This is a genomic window from Chromobacterium sp. Panama (assembly GCF_003052555.1).
In the GTDB taxonomy this organism is placed as follows: Bacteria; Pseudomonadota; Gammaproteobacteria; order Burkholderiales; family Chromobacteriaceae; genus Chromobacterium.
This window is the reverse complement of sequence record NZ_QARX01000001.1, coordinates 404,234-417,856: the sequence shown is the minus strand read 5'-3', so window position 1 is coordinate 417,856 and position 13,623 is coordinate 404,234. Positions and strand designations below refer to the sequence as shown.

The following is a 13,623-nucleotide window of genomic DNA, read 5'->3' as shown; positions in this document are numbered from 1 at the left end:
AAGGGACGCTGGCTCAGCGGCGGCCGGACTTCTTGCTGTCCCGCTCCTGTTGCCGGGCTTCGCGTTCGGCGGCGCGGATGGCCGCCAATTCCTTGGCGCGCTTTTCCCAGGCCAGCCATTCTTCCGGCCGTTCCAGCGTGATGCGGCCGATATTGCCGTCGCGGAAATCGGTCAGCACGATCTCGGCCGCCTTCTGCACATTGATCTTGCCGCCGGACTGCACCGCGCCGCGCTTGCGGCCTATCATTTCCAGCACCTGCCAATCCTGCTGACCGGCGATGTCGTCCAGCTTGTAGCGCGCGCTCAGCTCCGGCGTGTAGTGCTGCATCAGATACTTGAGCAGCTCCAGCGCCACTTCCTCTTCATCCATCGCGTTGCGGCCCACCGCGCCGCTGGCCGCCAGATTGTAGCCGCCCTCTTCCACCTCGATCTTGGGCCACAGCATGCCCGGGGTGTCGAACAACTCCACGTCGTCGGCCAGGATGATGCGCTGCTCGTTCTTGGTGACGCCGGGCATATTGCCGGTCTTGGCCACCTTGCGGCTGCTCATGCTGTTGATCAGCGTGGACTTGCCCACATTGGGAATGCCGCAGATCAACACCCGCAGCGGCTTTTCCAGGCCGCCGCGCGTCGGCGCCAGCTCGCGGCAGGCGGCCACCAGCTTTTGCGCCGGCGCGCGCTCGCCGGCGTCCATGCCCAGCGCCTGGGTGTTTTTCTTGGCACGATACCAGTCCAGCCACTGCTGGGTGGCGGCGGCGTCGGCCAAGTCCTGTTTGTTCAGGATCATCAGCCGCGGCTTGCCCTTGGCCATGCGCGCCAGCATGGGATTGGCGCTGGAAGCCGGCAGCCGCGCGTCCAGCATTTCAATGACCACGTCGATGTCTTTCAATCGCTCGGCCACATCCTTGCGGGCCTTGTTCATATGGCCGGGGAACCATTGGATTGCCATGCTTCTAGCGCTTTCTTATCGGATCAAGTAGATAGGTTAGGCCATTATGGTCCAGCTCCTGCATCAATTGCAGCAGGCGGCCAATTTCGCCGGGAGGAAAGCCTTCGCGGGCGAACCAGTTCAGATAGTTGCCGGGCAGGTCGCAGATCAGCGTGCCCTTGTGTTTGCCAAACGGCATGGCCCGGGTCACCAGGCTTTGCAAATCATCGGCTTGCATTGCGCCTCTCGTTCAAACAGCCTGCGCATTGTGCCAAAACCGCGGCCCGCTGGCCATGCCCGCGCCCCTGGCTTGACATGGCGCAAGCGCCGGCCGGGTTTTGCTGGGGGCGGCCAGGCGCGCGGTTTAGCATGTAGGCGGCTTTCAAAAACCAGCGGCTCGCCGGCCGCCCATTTTCCGGTTCGCGCAGAACCTTGTCGGGCGCCGGGCATAACATATGCCCGCGCCCGCTCTTTTTGTCCGGAAACCGCTCACTCCGGCATCGGTTTGCCGTCGTTGAAATTCAGGAAACCGCGCACGATGCGGTACACGTACCACACCCAGGTAACGCCCAAAATCACGAAGCCCACCAGGATCCAGGCCAGCGCCACGCCCAACACGGTGCCGAGCAAGGCCCACCAGAAGGTGCGGATCTGCCAGCTGAAATGGCTTTCATAGCGCGTGCCGCGCACATCGTCGCGCTTGACGTAGTTGATGATCACCGCCACCAAGCCGGTCAGGCCGACAAACAGGCTGATTGCCTGCAGGATATAGACCACCAGGGTCAGATTATTCAGTTTGCGTTCGTCTTCTTGCGTGATCACGTCCATGGACATCATGCCTCCCCGGCTCAAAATTTATGCGAAACAATTATCAAGATACCCTAGCCAGCAGCGCTTGCAAGCGCTGTTCGCAATGCCGCGTCAACGCCGCTTCCCCTCTGCCGCCGGCCAGGGCCAGCGCCACCTCGGCGCTGCGGCTCCAGGCCTGCAAACACGATTCGCCGCCGGCGTCCGCCACCAGAATGGGCAAGGCCGGCGCGAACGGCAGGCCGATCTGTTCCGACCAGGCGCGGCAGCGGCGGTTCGCCAGATCCAGCCGGGCAAAGCTCTCCGCCGTCACCAGCACGTGGCTGAGGCCCAGCAGCAGAATGCGCGCGGCCAGCCAATCCGCCGCGTCGGCCAGCTGCGCCGGCGTCTCCCCGCTCCGTTCGCGCCAGCGTTGCGCGGCCAGCAGCATGGCCATCGCGCGCAGCTGCGGCAGCCGGCTTTCCAGCACGCCGCCGTCGCGCCGCGCGGCGGCCATCCACGCGGCGTCCGGCGCCGGGCGGTTGGCGTAGCGTTCGCCGTCGGTCAACACTTTCACCGGAACGGCGTCGCTGGGACACAGCAGGGACCAAGACTGGCGCGCGATTTGCGCGGCATCGCTGACTTCATTCATGGAACGGACCTCCTGGGGTCTGGCCTGACTTCCGGAGGTCATGTATTTCGGGGAGGAAAAACAAATGCCGCCGGTAGCGCGGCGGCATTTATCGGGAATCTTTACTAGTGCTGGGTCAATCTTTCAGTCCACAGCCATCCCTTGGCGCCGCCGGTGTGCGGTACCAATAAAAATAGCTGTTGAAGAAGGCGAAAGATTGGGTCATGTCGTGCATGCTGCCAACAATAGGCCCGGCTTGTCAAGAAAAACCCCGGAGCATGCTCCGGGGTTTCGCCAGACCATCCCGCTTACATATTGGGATAGTTGGGGCCGCCGCCGCCCTCAGGCACGGTCCAGACGATGTTCTGGGTCGGGTCCTTGATGTCGCAGGTCTTGCAGTGCACGCAGTTCTGCGCGTTGATCTGCAAGCGCGGCTCGCCCTCTTCGCGGCCGACGATCTCATACACCCCGGCCGGGCAGTAGCGTTGTTCCGGCGCGTCGTACTTGGCCAGATTGAACTGCACCGGCACGCTGGCGTCCTTCAGCTTCAGGTGCGGCGGCTGGTCTTCGCCGTGATTGGTGTTGGAAATGAACACCGAGGACAGGCGGTCGAAGGTCAACACCCCGTCCGGCTTGGGATAGGCGATGGGCGCGCACTCGTCGGCCGGCTTCAGGCTCTGATGGTCGGCCTGGTGGTGGCGCAGCGTCCACGGCGCCTTGCCGCGGAACAAAAAGGTGTCCAGCGCCGAATAAATCATCGCCGGCCACAGACCCCAGCGGAACGAGGGCCGGATATTGCGCACCCGGTGCAGTTCCTCGTGCAGCCAGCTTTGCTTGAATTTCTGGCTGTAGGCGGTGGCTTCGCGCGCCGGCTGCTCCTGGCCCAGCAGTTCGAACACCGCTTCCGCCGCCAGCATCGCCGACTGCATCGCGGTATGGGTGCCCTTGATCTTGGGCACGTTGAGGAAGCCGGCGGTGTCGCCCACCAGCAGGCCGCCGGGGAAGGTCAGCCGCGGCAGGCTTTGCAGGCCGCCCTCGGTCAGCGCGCGCGCGCCGTAAGACAGCCGGCGGCCGCCTTCGAACACCTTGCGGATGGCCGGATGGGTCTTGAAGCGCTGGAATTCCTCGAACGGCGACAGATAGGGGTTCTGGTAATCCAGGCCGATGACGAAGCCGACCACCACCTGATTATTGTCCAGGTGGTACATGAAGGAGCCGCCGTAGGTGGCGGTGTCAACCGGCCAGCCCACGGTATGGGTGATGCTGCCCGGCTGATGCAGTTCCGGCCGCACCTCCCACAATTCCTTGATGCCGATGCCGTAGGTTTGCGGATCGGCGCCGTCGTGCAGGCGGAAGCGCTCGAACAGCGTCTTGGTCAAGGAGCCCCTACAGCCTTCGGCGAAGATGGTCTGCTTGGCCCACAGCTCCATGCCAGGTTGCCAGGCGTCGGTTTTCTCGCCGTCCTTGCCGATGCCCATGTCGCCGGTGGCCACGCCCTTGACCGAGCCGTCCTCGTGATAGAGCACTTCGGCGGCGGCGAAGCCGGGGTAGATCTCCACGCCCAGTTCCTCGGCCTGCTGGCCGAGCCAGCGACAGAAATTGCCGAGGCTGACGATGTAGTTGCCGTGATTGTGCATCTGCGGCGGCGTCGGCAGCTGAATGGATTCGGTTTCGGTCAACAACAGGAAACGGTCGGACTTGGCCTCGGTGTTCAGCGGCGCGCCTTTTTCCTTCCAGTCCGGGATCAGCTCATTGAGCACCCGCGGTTCGATCACCGCGCCGGACAGGATGTGGGCGCCGATTTCCGAGCCCTTCTCCAATAGACAGACGCTGATCTCCCGGCCCTGCTCCGCCGCCAGCTGCTTCAGGCGAATCGCCGCGGTCAGCCCGGAGGGGCCGCCGCCGACGATCACCACATCGTATTCCATGTAATCGCGTTCCACTGCATCTCCTTAATCGCGCGCCGGGTTCAAAAGCCCCGCTACCGCATGCATGTTGCATGGCGCGCGATCAAAAATCAAACAACCGTTTAAAAACTGTCAGACGCCCGACCGCCGGCCGCCCGTCTGACTTCAATCTGTAAAGGCTCACCCTGTTGCAAATGCACATCGCGCTGCGGGAAGGGCAGCTCGATGCCGGCCTTGGCCAGCGCGCCGTCTATCATGTGACGCAGATCGCTGGCCACCAGCACGGAATCGGCGTCGCCGATGTCCAGCCAGTACTCCAGCTCGAACTCCAGCGCGTCGGCGCCGAAGTTGCTGAACAACACCCGCGGCGGCGGCTCCTTGAGCACCAGGCCGTGACGCTCCGCCTCCGCCAGCAATAGATTGCACACCTCGCGCGGCGGGCTGCCGTAAGCCACGCCGATGGCGATTTTCCGGCGAATCCGCCGGTTGCTGTAAGTCCAGTTGGTCACCGCGCTCTCCACAAAGGTGGAGTTGGGGATCAGCGTCTCGATGCCGTCGCCTGCGCGCACCACCGAAGAACGCAGCCCTATGCTGCTGACGGTGCCGCTGATGCCGCCGACCTGGACGAAGTCGCCCACTTTCAGCGGCCGCTCCACCAAGAGCATCACGCCGCTGATCAGGTTCTTCAGCAGGTTCTGAGTGCCGAAGCCGATGCCGATCGCCAAGGCGCCGCCCAGGAAGGCGAACACCGTCAGCGGAATCTTGACCAGATTGAGCGCGAACACCACCAGCAGGGCGATCACGCAGACATAACTCCAGCGCCACCAGATATTGGCGGCGGCCTCGCTGAAACCCAGCCTATGCGTGGCCAAGCGCCGCAAAGCGCGCAGCAGCGCAGTGCTGGCGGCGTAGCCTATCAGCAGCACCAGGATGGCGCCCAGACTCTTGCCTATGGTCACGCTGCGGGTGGCCTGCACTTTCTGGCCGTTGATCTCCACGCTGTCGTCGGCGCTGAACAGTTCATAATTCCACAGCGCCCGCGCCGCCTGCAACACGCGCTCGCTCAGCCGGCGGGACACCTCCTGCGGCGTGCCCTCCGCCGGCGCGCCGACGTCGAACTCCTGCTGCAACAGCAGAATGCCGGTCAAGGCCGCCTGCACCGGCTGTTGGGCGGCGTTGACGATGTCCAGCCGCTGGCGCAGCAGTTGCAGCATCGCCAGCGCGTGGCCGCCGCCGCGGTCCAGGCCGACTTCATGCTGCACGTCCGCCATCTTGGCCATGGTCAGCTCCGCCTCTTTTTGCAAGTAATCGCGCACCGCGCCCAATTCCTCGCCGGCCTGACGGCTGGCGCTGGCCACCTCGGCCAGATTGGCCGCCTTGCCGGCGTACAACTGGTAGCGGTACTCCCAGATGCCGCCCTCCTGCGAGTTCGCCTCCTGACGGATGCGCATCAGCTGCACCGCGAGGTCGCTATTGTCCAGAGCCTGGCGCTGCTCGACTGTGCGCTGGGTCAAATCCTGTAACAGCGCGGCCTGCGCCGGCGCGTCCTTTTTCTGCTTCAAGGCCGCCAACTGCCGCTCCAGTTCCTCCAGCTCGGCCTTGACCCGGCGGCGGCGCTGCTCGTGCGCGCTCATCTCCCGCTCCAGGCGCAGGCGTTCCTCTCCCAAGCGCCGTTGCACCCCGTCCAGCTCCGCCGGCTGGAAACGGACCTGTTTGCCGACGCCGTCCAGTTGCTTCCGCCACAAGTCCAACTGCGCCTGCAAGGTCTGCTGACGGATGCGCAGCACCTGCCCCAAGGCGTCGAACTGCAGCAATTCCGACGCGCTGATGTCGCGGCGCCAGCGCGCGCCGTCCATCCGCCAGCGCAGCGCCTCGGCCTCGCCGGCCGCGGCCCCTTCCAACTGCTCCCGCGCCTGGCGCAGACTCACCTCGTTGAGCTTGAGGCTGTTGCGCATCGCCTCCTGCATCTGCGACAACATCAGTTGCTGCGCCTGCTGGGTATCCTTTTCCCAGCCGCCGGTCTGCAGGCGACTGCGCAAGCCCTCCACCAAGGACACCGGATAGGGGCCGGCTTGCGCAAAGCCGCTCCAGCTCCGCAAGGCCTCTTCGGCCTCGGCTTGCTGCCTCAGCCTCTGATCGCGTTCCCCCGCAAGATCCAGCTGCCAGGCGTAAGACGCCACCAAGCGTTCCAGCAAGGCGCGGCGAAACAACAACTCGCCCGGGGTGACGCCGGCCGGCAACTTGTCCAGCTTGATGGTTTCCAATTGATCCAGCGCCTGCTGCGCCTCGGACAGCTTGTCCGCCACGCTGACCGCGGGCGCCGAAGCCGCCGGCTTGGCCGCGGGTCTGGACGCGGCCGGCAAGGCGGCGTAAGCCCCGGCGCAGGACAAGAGCCCGGCAAACAGGCAACAGACGGCAAAGAAGCGGCTCTTCACGCTAGGCATTTCATTGAACAAGCGGTGGACCTTGCCCCGGCGCAGACCGCCGGCGGCAACTCGACGGCGCATTTTCGCACGAATCCGCGCGCGGCACCCAGGCCCAAACCATGCCAAAGGCATTGCCTCGCCTCAGATCACGCCCGCCCCGCGCAGGCGGGCAATGTCCTCGGCGCCGTAGCCAGCCTTCTCCAGCAAGGCGTCGGTGTGCTGGCCCAGCCGGGGCGGCGCCTCGCGATATTGCGGCGGCGTGTCCGACAGTTTGATCGGGCAGGCCACCAGGGGCACGGCCTGGCCGTCCAGGCCCGGCAGTTCGATCTGCATCTGACGATGCCGGATTTGCGGATCGGCGAAGGCCTCGTCCACGGTATTGATCGGTCCGCAGGGCACGCCGGCCTGATCCAGCCGCGCCAACCAGGCGTCGCGCGGCTGAGCCAGAAAGCCGGCAGCCAGCAAGGGCACCAGCTCGTCCCGGTGCGCGACGCGCTGCGGATTGCTGGCGAAACGGGCGTCGTCGGCCAGTTCCGGCCGGCCTATCAGCTCGCACACCGAGCGGAACTGGCGGTCGTTGCCGCAGGCCAGGATGAAGTGGCCGTCGCCGGCGCACTTGAATACTTGGTAGGGCACGATATTGGGATGGGCGTTGCCCAGGCGCGGCGGCACCGCGCCGCCCACCAGCCAATTCATATTGACGTTGGCCAGCATCGCCAGCGCGCAGTCGAACAAGGCCATATCGATATGCTGGCCGCGCCCGCTGCCTTGCCGCGCCCACAGCGCGGCCTGGATCGCGTTGGCGGCGTAGAGCCCGGTGAACAGATCGGTGACCGCCACGCCCACCTTGTGCGGCTCTCCGTCGGCCGGGCCGGTGATGCTCATCAGGCCGGACATGCCCTGCACGATGTAGTCGTAGCCGGCCATCTGCGCGTACGGCCCGTCCTGGCCGAAGCCGGTCACCGAGCAATACACCAGCCGCGGGTTGAGTTCGGCCAGGCTGGCGTAGTCCAGCCCGTACTTGGCCAGCCCGCCCACCTTGTAGTTTTCAATCAGCACGTCGGCGTCGACGGCCAGCCGGCGGACGATCTCCTGCCCCTCCGGCTTGGCGATGTCCACGGTCAGCGATTTCTTGCCGCGGTTGGCGCACAGAAAATAGGCCGCGGTGCCGTCCGGCAGGCTGGGCGGCGCCCATTGCCGGGTATCGTCGCCGCAGCCCGGGCGCTCCACCTTGATCACTTCCGCGCCCAGGTCGGCCAGCAACTGGCCGGTCCACGGCCCCGCCAATACCCTGGACAAATCCAATACCTTGATGCCTTCCAGCGCGCCCGTCATCTGCGTCTCCCGATACATGCAGCCCATCGAAAAAAAAGCGGCCCGGCAAGCCGGGCCTCCAAGGACAGACAGGAATAACGGCGCGGCCGGCCTCCCGGCCGCGCCGGCTTATCAGGCAAACGCCTGAATACCGGTCTGGGCTCGGCCCAGAATCAAGGCATGCACATCGTGCGTGCCTTCGTAAGTGTTGACCGCCTCCAGGTTCATCACATGGCGGATCACGTGGAATTCGTCGGCGATGCCGTTGCCGCCGTGCATATCGCGCGACAGCCGGGCGATGTCCAGCGCCTTGCCGCAGTTGTTGCGCTTGATCAGCGAAATCATTTCCGGCGCGGCCTTGCCTTCGTCCATCAGGCGCCCCACGCGCAGCGCCGCGTGCAGGCCCAGGGCGATCTCGGTCTGCATATTGGCCAGTTTCAGCTGGATCAATTGATTGGCGGCCAGCGGACGGCCGAACTGCTTGCGGTCCAGCGTGTACTGGCGCGCCGCGTGCCAGCAGAATTCGGCGGCGCCCAGCGCGCCCCAGGCAATGCCGTAGCGCGCCTTGTTCAGGCAGCCGAACGGCCCCTTCAAACCCTTGACCCCCGGCAGGATGGCCTCTTCCGGCACCAGCACGTCGTCCATCACGATCTCGCCGGTGATGGAGGCGCGCAGCGAGAACTTGCCGTGGATCTTGGGCGCGGACAGCCCGGCCATGCCCTTCTCCAGCACAAAGCCGCGGATTTCGTCTTCGTCGTCCTTGGCCCAGACCACGAACACATCGGCCTGCGGGCTGTTGGTGATCCACATCTTGCTGCCGTTGAGCAGATAGCCGCCGTCCACTTTGCGCGCCCGCGTCTTCATGCTGGCCGGGTCCGAGCCGGAATCCGGTTCGGTCAGGCCGAAACAGCCCAGCCATTCGCCGCTGGCCAGCCGCGGCAGGTATTTATCCTTCTGCGCGTCCGAGCCGTAGGCCCAGATCGGATGCATCACCAGGCTGGACTGCACGCTCATCGCCGAGCGGTAGCCGGAATCCACCCGCTCCACTTCGCGCGCCACCAGGCCGTAGGCCACGTGGTTGAGGCCGGCGCAGCCATAGCCTTCTATGGTGCAGCCGAGCAGGCCGAGCTCGCCCATCTCGTTGATGATTTCGCGGTCGAAGCGTTCTTCGCGGTTGGCGCTCAACACCCGCGGAAACAACTTGTCCTGACAGTAGTCATGGGCGCTCTGCTGCACCATGCGTTCTTCTTCGCTCAGGCATTCGGCCAAAAGCAAAGGATCGTCCCAGCTGAACGGCGCGCGACTGGAGGGGGCTGCCATAGGTTCTGTCTCCGCGTTACTTGTTCCGCATTGCGGAACTTGGTTTCACATTGCAGAATAGGCTAATCGTCGCCTGGACGGATGTAAAGCGTTTTTGCGAAACTCGACGCCCGCCCCCGGCGCGCAACCCAAGCGGAGGCTCACGAGACAAGATGGATTCAATGGATTTGGAAACGGACAAGGACAGGCTGTTCGTCACCGCGCTGGCGCGCGGACTGGAAGTGCTGGCGGCGTTTCGCCCCGGCGAACTGGCGCTGTCCAATCAGGAGCTGGCCAAACGCACCGGCCTGCCCAAATCAACAGTGTCGCGTTTGAGCTACACTCTGACCCGCCTGGGCTATCTGGCGCAGGACGAAGCCAGCGGCTACTACCGGCTGGGACTGGCGGTGCTGGCCTTGGGCTCCACGGTGCTCGCCAGCTACGACATCCGCCAGATCGCCGGGCCGCTGATGCGCGAGTTCGCGCTGGAGCAAGGCCTGTCCATCAGCCTGGCGCTGCGCGACGGCAGCGATATGGTGTATCTGGAAACCTGCCGCAGCCCGGCCCGCATCTCGGTGCAATTGACCGTGGGCTCGCGGGTGCCCTTGGCCACCACCGCCATCGGCCGCGCTTATTACGCCGGCTTGCCGGCGGCGGAGCAGCTCAAGCTGCAAGCGCAGCTGGCCGCGCGCTACGGCGCGGAGTGGCCGGAAATAGGCGCGCGCCTGGAGGAGGCCCGCCAGGCCTATCTGCGCCAGGGTTATTCAGCGTCTTTCGGAGAATACGAACCGGATGTGATGGCCGTGGGCGTGCACTTGGCCGTGCCCGGCCAGGCGCCGATGGCCTTGAACGCCAGCGGCCCGGCCTTCGCCTTGAGCGAAGGCGCGATGCGCGAACGCATCGCGCCGGCCTTGAAGGCCTTGCGTCAGCGGCTGGCGCCGCTGGGCTGAGCGCGCGGCTCCGTTCGCCGGGCTCAGGCGGACTGGATGTAATGGACCAGGTGGTTGATCACCTGCTCCTGCTCTTCGATGGTGGCGCGCACCAGGTCGCCGATCGACAACATGCCCATCACGTCGCTGCCTTCCAACACCGGCAGGTGGCGAATGCGCTTTTCCGTCATCAGGCCCATGCAGTCGTCCAACGTCTGGCTGGGCGTCACGTAGACCACGCGGCTGGTCATGATGTCGCGCACCTTGGTGCCGGCCGAGGTGCGGCCCTGCAATACGATGCGCCGCGCGTAGTCTCGCTCGGAGAAGATGCCGACGATGCCGCCCTCCTCCATCACCAGCACCGCGCCGATGTCGTTTTCCGCCATCACCTGCAAGGCCTGGAACACCGTGCTGTCCGGGTTCACGTAGACCAAGGCTCGGTTTGGCTTGCTGTCCAACAACTGTCTTACCGTTTGCATGCATGTCCCCTTTCAAACCGGCAATCCGGCCGTTCCCGTGGCCCCGCCCGCCGCTTGGCGACGCGGACGAGCGCCTACCAATCCACTATAGCGCAGGCTGCGGTGCCTCGGTAAGCGCGCGGCGCCCTGCCGGGGCGGAGTCCCGCCTCAAGCCCGGATCATGGTGCCGACGCCGGCGTCGGTCAGGATCTCCAGCAATAGCGCGTGCGGCACGCGGCCATCGATGATGTGCACCGCGTTGACGCCGTTGCGCGCCGCGTCCAAGGCCGAGCTGATCTTGGGCAGCATGCCGCCGTGTATGGTGCCGTCGGCGAACAAGCCGTCCACCTGCTGCGCCGACAGCCCGGTCAACAGCTTGCCGTTCTTGTCGAGCACACCAGGGGTATTGGTCATCAGCACCAGTTTTTCCGCGCCCAGGGTCTCCGCCAGCTTGCCGGCCACCAGATCCGCGTTGATGTTGTAGGCCTCGCCATCTTCGCCAACGCCTATAGGCGCCACCACCGGGATGAAGTCCTGACTGTCCAGCAAGGACACCAGCGCCGGATCGATGCTGGAGATTTCGCCCACCTGGCCGATGTCGATCTCATCGTCGGTCTCGGACTTCAAATACATCTTGCTGGCGCGAATGAAATGTCCGTCCTTGCCGGTCAGGCCCACGGCCTTGCCGCCGTGCTTGTTGATCAGCGACACGATTTCCTTGTTCACCAGGCCGCCCAGCACCATTTCCACCAGGTCCATGGTGTCCGAGTCGGTCACGCGCATGCCCTGGATGAACTCGCCCTGCTTGCCAACGCGGTTCAGCAGCTCGTTGATCTGCGGTCCGCCGCCGTGCACCACCACCGGGTTGATGCCCACCAGCTTGAGCAACACCACGTCCTTGGCGAAGCCCTCTTTCAAAGCCGCGTCGGTCATCGCGTTGCCGCCGTACTTGATGACCAGGGTCTTGCCGGCGAAACGGCGGATATAGGGCAGGGCTTCGGCAAGAATCAGGGCTTTTTCTGCTGCGTCGGTCGGCACGGCGTTCTCCATGGTTGCGCCGGGCCGTTGCCGGCCGGCGAGATGACGGTTCTGACCCAATGGTCTGATCTGTTGCATTTTAATCAAGCTTGTTAATGAACTGTGATTTATTAATTGCAGAACAACGGCATTATGCAATACAGTCCACATCATTAATGAACCAGAATTCAGCTATATCACTATGGCCCAAGCCCCCGCCTCGCGCTGGCAACGCAAAAAAGACGCCCGCCCCAGCGAAATCCTGGACGCCGCGCTGGCCCTGTTCGTAGAGAAAGGCTTCAGCGCCACCAAGATGGAAGACATCGCCCGCGCCGCCGGCGTGACCAAGGGCACGCCCTATCTGTACTTCCAGAATAAGGAAGAAATCTTCAAGGCCATGGTCCGCCACCATCTGTCCAGCCGTCTCGGCGCCTTTGTCGAACTGGAGCAGCAACACACCGGCCCGGTGGGCGAGCTGCTGCAGATTCTACTGCTCAAATGGTGGGACGAAGTGGGCGCCACGCCGGCCGCCGGCCTGTGCAAGCTGGCCATCGCCGAAGCCACCAATTTTCCGGAGCTGGCGCGTTTCTACACCACGGAAGTGATCTCGCCCTGTCTGCGCATGGTCGAGCACATTCTGCGCCGCGGCATGGACAGCGGGGAATTCCGCGTCCTGCCCATCGCCAGCAGCAGCGACGCCCTGCTGGCGCCGCTGGTGATGGCGATGACCTGGGCCCACTCCTTCGCCAAGGTGGTGCCCGATGTCTGCGGCTACTCGCATCAATACTCCCGCGCGCACCTGAGCGAAGCCCTGCAGTTGGTGCTGCAGGGCCTGAAGAATCCCACCTACGAGAATTGACATGAAAACTGCCGCTCATTGCCTCTGGCTGGGCATCGCCAGCCTGACCCTCGCCGCCTGCAGCAAGCCGGAGGCGCCGCCGGAAGCGCCGCGCCCGGTCCGCTACGTGGTGGCCGGCGCCGCCGCCCAACAGCAGGGCGACAGCTACGCCGGCGAAATCCGCGCCCGCCACGAGACCAATCTGGCCTTCCGCGTGGCCGGCAAGGTGGTGGCCAAGCTGGCCAATAGCGGCGACCGGGTGAAGAAAGGCCAGACGCTGGCGCGGCTGGACCCCAGCGACTACGCGCTGGACCTGTCGGCCAAACAAGCTCAACTGGCCGCCGCGCAGTCCGATCTCGGCCAGCAGGAGCTGAATCTGAAACGCTACCGCGAGCTGCTGGCCAAGCAGTTCGTCAGCCAGTCCCAGGTGGACGGCCAGCAAAACGCGGTCAACGCCGCCCGCGCCAAGGTGGACCAGGCCAGGGCCCAGCTGGCGGCCAGCCGCAATCAGACCGGCTACACCAGCCTGGTGGCGGACGCCGACGGCGTGCTGAGCCAGATGGCCGCCGAACCCGGCCTGGTGGTGGCCGCCGGCCAGCCGATGGCGCGTCTGTCCCAGGACGGCCCGCGCGAAGCCGCGATCCAGGTGCCGGAAAACGCGCTGGACAAGGTGCGCCGCGCCGGGCGGTTCCAGGTGCGCTTGTGGAACGGCGGCGCGCCGATGACGGGCACGCTGCGCGAACTGGCGGCCGACGCCGACCCGGCCACCCGCACCTATCCGGCGCGCGTCGCCATCGGCGGCGATTCCAGCCGCCTGCAACTGGGGATGACCGCCAGCGTTGCGCTGCCGGACGCCGCCGACGCGCAGATGCGGCTGCCGCTGACCGCGCTGCTGGACGAGCAGGGCAAGCACTATGTCTGGCTGATCGCCGCCAACGGCAAAGTCGCCCGCCGCGCGGTGACGGTCAGCCGCGTCGACGCCGACTCCGCCACCTTGTCCCAGGGCGTGCAAGCGGGCGACAAGATCGTCACCGCCGGCATCCATCTGCTGCGCGACGGCCAGGCCGTGAAACTGTTGGAGCGCTGAGAC

13 protein-coding genes are annotated in these 13,623 nt (G+C 65.2%); 3 read left to right on the top strand and 10 right to left on the bottom strand.

Features of this window, described 5'->3' with window-relative positions:
- Nucleotides 1-13 precede the first annotated feature (13 nt).
- The 8 genes from ylqF to DB032_RS02020 all read right to left on the bottom strand — a co-directional run bounded on the left by ylqF (nt 14) and on the right by DB032_RS02020 (nt 9,312).
- Complete coding sequence (gene ylqF, locus DB032_RS02055; RefSeq protein ID WP_107798056.1) at nt 14-949, bottom strand: ribosome biogenesis GTPase YlqF; 936 nt, start codon at nt 947-949, stop codon at nt 14-16.
- Nucleotides 950-953: 4 nt separating this feature from the next.
- The gene (locus DB032_RS02050) at nt 954-1,166 is read right to left on the bottom strand and encodes a DUF3820 family protein (RefSeq protein ID WP_019100859.1); all 213 of its coding nucleotides are present in this window, start codon (nt 1,164-1,166) and stop codon (nt 954-956) included.
- Nucleotides 1,167-1,417: 251 nt separating this feature from the next.
- Nucleotides 1,418-1,756, bottom strand: a complete 339-nt coding sequence (locus tag DB032_RS02045) for a DUF4870 domain-containing protein (RefSeq protein WP_107801617.1) — start codon at nt 1,754-1,756, stop codon at nt 1,418-1,420.
- 43 nt (nt 1,757-1,799) lie between these two features.
- The gene (locus tag DB032_RS02040; RefSeq protein ID WP_107798055.1) at nt 1,800-2,366 is read right to left on the bottom strand and encodes a hypothetical protein; all 567 of its coding nucleotides are present in this window, start codon (nt 2,364-2,366) and stop codon (nt 1,800-1,802) included.
- A gap of 287 nt (nt 2,367-2,653) precedes the next feature.
- The gene (locus tag DB032_RS02035) at nt 2,654-4,273 is read right to left on the bottom strand and encodes an electron transfer flavoprotein-ubiquinone oxidoreductase (RefSeq protein ID WP_107801615.1); all 1,620 of its coding nucleotides are present in this window, start codon (nt 4,271-4,273) and stop codon (nt 2,654-2,656) included.
- A gap of 101 nt (nt 4,274-4,374) precedes the next feature.
- Nucleotides 4,375-6,759, bottom strand: coding sequence for a mechanosensitive ion channel domain-containing protein (locus DB032_RS02030; protein WP_146176558.1), 2,385 nt, complete (start codon nt 6,757-6,759; stop codon nt 4,375-4,377).
- Between the two features lie 60 nt (nt 6,760-6,819).
- The gene (locus DB032_RS02025) at nt 6,820-8,013 is read right to left on the bottom strand and encodes a CaiB/BaiF CoA-transferase family protein (protein ID WP_107798053.1); all 1,194 of its coding nucleotides are present in this window, start codon (nt 8,011-8,013) and stop codon (nt 6,820-6,822) included.
- Between the two features lie 111 nt (nt 8,014-8,124).
- Nucleotides 8,125-9,312 (bottom strand): acyl-CoA dehydrogenase, encoded by a 1,188-nt coding sequence (locus tag DB032_RS02020; protein ID WP_107798052.1) that lies wholly within the window; start codon nt 9,310-9,312, stop codon nt 8,125-8,127.
- A 161-nt stretch (nt 9,313-9,473) separates the two neighbouring features.
- On the opposite strand from DB032_RS02020, the gene DB032_RS02015 reads away from it, so the two are divergent.
- Nucleotides 9,474-10,241 carry an IclR family transcriptional regulator gene (locus tag DB032_RS02015; RefSeq protein ID WP_107798051.1) on the top strand — a complete coding sequence of 256 codons (768 nt, stop codon included), beginning with the start codon at nt 9,474-9,476 and terminating at the stop codon, nt 10,239-10,241.
- 23 nt (nt 10,242-10,264) lie between these two features.
- Here DB032_RS02015 and DB032_RS02010 read toward each other — a convergent pair whose 3' ends face one another.
- Complete coding sequence (locus DB032_RS02010) at nt 10,265-10,699, bottom strand: CBS domain-containing protein (protein ID WP_048414414.1); 435 nt, start codon at nt 10,697-10,699, stop codon at nt 10,265-10,267.
- 147 nt (nt 10,700-10,846) lie between these two features.
- Entirely contained in the window at nt 10,847-11,728 is an 882-nt protein-coding gene (gene argB, locus DB032_RS02005; protein ID WP_107798050.1) for an acetylglutamate kinase, read from the bottom strand.
- Nucleotides 11,729-11,897: 169 nt separating this feature from the next.
- Between argB and DB032_RS02000 the strand changes: the two genes are divergently transcribed.
- Together DB032_RS02000 and DB032_RS01995 are read left to right on the top strand one after the other, a co-directional pair.
- Entirely contained in the window at nt 11,898-12,554 is a 657-nt protein-coding gene (locus DB032_RS02000; RefSeq protein ID WP_107798049.1) for a TetR/AcrR family transcriptional regulator, read from the top strand.
- A gap of 1 nt (nt 12,555) precedes the next feature.
- The gene (locus tag DB032_RS01995; protein ID WP_107798048.1) at nt 12,556-13,620 is read left to right on the top strand and encodes an efflux RND transporter periplasmic adaptor subunit; all 1,065 of its coding nucleotides are present in this window, start codon (nt 12,556-12,558) and stop codon (nt 13,618-13,620) included.
- The last annotated feature ends 3 nt before the right edge of the window (nt 13,621-13,623 follow it).

Coding starts and splice junctions, on each gene's coding strand:
- DB032_RS02030 (WP_146176558.1), bottom strand. CDS start 6,759: ATGCGCCGTCGAGTTGCCGCCGGCGGTCTGCGCCGGGGCAAGGTCCAC.
- DB032_RS02040 (WP_107798055.1), bottom strand. CDS start 2,366: ATGAATGAAGTCAGCGATGCCGCGCAAATCGCGCGCCAGTCTTGGTCC.
- DB032_RS02020 (WP_107798052.1), bottom strand. CDS start 9,312: ATGGCAGCCCCCTCCAGTCGCGCGCCGTTCAGCTGGGACGATCCTTTG.
- ylqF (WP_107798056.1), bottom strand. CDS start 949: ATGGCAATCCAATGGTTCCCCGGCCATATGAACAAGGCCCGCAAGGAT.
- DB032_RS02015 (WP_107798051.1), top strand. CDS start 9,474: ATGGATTTGGAAACGGACAAGGACAGGCTGTTCGTCACCGCGCTGGCG.
- argB (WP_107798050.1), bottom strand. CDS start 11,728: ATGGAGAACGCCGTGCCGACCGACGCAGCAGAAAAAGCCCTGATTCTT.
- DB032_RS01995 (WP_107798048.1), top strand. CDS start 12,556: ATGAAAACTGCCGCTCATTGCCTCTGGCTGGGCATCGCCAGCCTGACC.
- DB032_RS02045 (WP_107801617.1), bottom strand. CDS start 1,756: ATGGACGTGATCACGCAAGAAGACGAACGCAAACTGAATAATCTGACC.
- DB032_RS02025 (WP_107798053.1), bottom strand. CDS start 8,013: ATGACGGGCGCGCTGGAAGGCATCAAGGTATTGGATTTGTCCAGGGTA.
- DB032_RS02010 (WP_048414414.1), bottom strand. CDS start 10,699: ATGCAAACGGTAAGACAGTTGTTGGACAGCAAGCCAAACCGAGCCTTG.
- DB032_RS02050 (WP_019100859.1), bottom strand. CDS start 1,166: ATGCAAGCCGATGATTTGCAAAGCCTGGTGACCCGGGCCATGCCGTTT.
- DB032_RS02000 (WP_107798049.1), top strand. CDS start 11,898: ATGGCCCAAGCCCCCGCCTCGCGCTGGCAACGCAAAAAAGACGCCCGC.
- DB032_RS02035 (WP_107801615.1), bottom strand. CDS start 4,273: ATGGAATACGATGTGGTGATCGTCGGCGGCGGCCCCTCCGGGCTGACC.